Genomic DNA, 1,703 nt, shown 5'->3' with positions numbered 1-1,703 from the left:
CCTGGCCGCGTACGCCGAGCTGGTCGCCCGCGGCGAGCGGGTCGTCGGCGCCGGCGTGCTGGAGGCCGCCGACACGGTGAACGCGGACATCGAGGCGACGGAGGCCGCGCCGGTCGCGACCACCACTCCGGCCGCCCCGGTCGAGGCGCCGACCCCGGCCGACGTTGCCGAGGTCGTCGAGGCCAAGCCGGCCGCCGCCAAGACCCCGCGGACCCGGGCCACCAAGGCCACCGCCACGAAGGCCGCGACCGCCAAGCCGGCCGCCACCCCGTCGGCGAAGCTGCCGAAGGCCACCAAGCGGACCCGTCCGGCCGCCGAGTAGTCGAGCCTGGATCGACGCCCCGGAAGCGTCCTGCGGGACGTTTCCGGGGCCGTCGGCATAAGCTTGCCGACATGGCAAACGCCGCGCCGATCTTCGCGTACGAAGTCCGCTATGTGATCGAGCTGATCCTGCTCGTCTTCGCCCTGGTCATCGAGGGCGTGGCCCTGGTGCACGCCATCACCCAGCGCTCCGACGCGTTCGCCGCGATCGGCACCCTGCCCAAGGGCGGCTGGATCGCCATCCTCGCGGTCTGCCTGGTGCTGACCCTGCTCGGCGTCGGGGGCGGCGTCCTGAGCATCTTCACCCTGATCGGCATCGCGGCCGGTCTGATCTACCTGCTCGACGTCCGGGTCGGGCTGCGCGACCTGCACGACGGCAAAGGCTTCTGGTGAGGGGTTTCCGCTGGCCCCCGCCGCCGGACGGCGGTCCCCGCACCTGGGGGCCCGGCCCGGGCGGGCCCCGCACCGGCCGTCCCGCGCTGCCGGAGCCGGAGACCGAGCTGGTCACCACCCCGCACGGGGTGCGGCTGGAGCGGCTGGTCACCGGCACCGGTGACCCGGTCACGGTGTTCGCGCACGGGCTGGGCAACGGCATCGCCACCACCCGCCCCTTCGGCAGCGCGGTCACCGGCCGCAAGGTCTTCTTCCAGTTCCGCGGGCACGGCCGCTCCGACTCGCCGCCCGGCCGGTGGACCTATCTGGACCTGGCCCGCGACCTGCGGGCGTCGCCGACCTCGGCGGCGCCACCCGGGCCTTCGGCGCCAGCCTGGGCGCCGGCGCGCTCTGCCGGCTGCTGGTGGAGAGCCCGGAACGCTTCGAGAAGCTGGTCTTCTTCCTGCCCGCCGTGCTGGACCAGCCGCGCGGCGAGGTGGCCCGGGCCCGCCTGACCGACCTGCTCGACGCGGTGGAGAGCGGGGACGCCTCCGCCCTGGCCGAGGTCGTCTCGACGGAGCTGCCGCCCGCCGTGCGGAACACCCCGGCCGGGTGGGCGTACCTGCGGCAGCGGCTGGACCAGCTGCTCCGGGACGGGCTCGCCCCCGGGCTGGCCAGCATGCCCGAGCAGGCGCCGCTGCGAGACGCGGCCGTGCTCGCCCAGGTCACCGCCCCGGCGCTGGTGATCGGCTGTGCGGGCGACGACCTGCATCCGGTGCCGGTCGCCGAGGAACTGGCCGCCGCGCTGCCGAACGCCACCCTGCACGTCTACGACCGCCCCGGCGTGCTCTGGTCGGAACGCGCCGACCTGCGGGAGCGGATCTCCGGGTTCCTCAACGGGTAACGTCGCCTGTCATGGGCGTCACACACCACGGCCGTACCCACCGACTCGACCTCGCCGATCCCACCCTGCGCGAGTGGGAGTGCACGGTGCTGGCGGCCGACCCCGA

At 74.9% G+C, this 1,703-nt stretch carries 1 protein-coding gene and 2 pseudogenes; all 3 read left to right on the top strand.

What is annotated here, in order from left to right:
• Positions 1–322: pseudogene (locus JNW87_RS38410) on the top strand (hypothetical protein); the annotation flags it as partial.
• A 71-nt stretch (positions 323–393) separates the two neighbouring features.
• Positions 394–714 (top strand): DUF2516 family protein, encoded by a 321-nt coding sequence (locus JNW87_RS38405; RefSeq protein ID WP_109803686.1) that lies wholly within the window; start codon positions 394–396, stop codon positions 712–714.
• Positions 711–1,597: pseudogene (locus tag JNW87_RS38400) on the top strand (alpha/beta fold hydrolase). Before JNW87_RS38405 ends, JNW87_RS38400 begins: the two are co-directional and overlap by 4 nt.
• The last annotated feature ends 106 nt before the right edge of the window (positions 1,598–1,703 follow it).

It is taken from the genome of Micromonospora sp. ATA51 (assembly GCF_016802855.1).
Taxonomy (GTDB): domain Bacteria; phylum Actinomycetota; class Actinomycetes; order Mycobacteriales; family Micromonosporaceae; genus Micromonospora; species Micromonospora sicca.
Note: the sequence above shows the minus strand (reverse complement) of the source record. Positions and strands in the feature narration are given on the sequence as shown.

Excerpts from the sequence above, each read along its gene's own strand:
- JNW87_RS38405 (WP_109803686.1), top strand. The coding sequence starts at position 394 with ATGGCAAACGCCGCGCCGATCTTCGCGTACGAAGTCCGCTATGTGATC.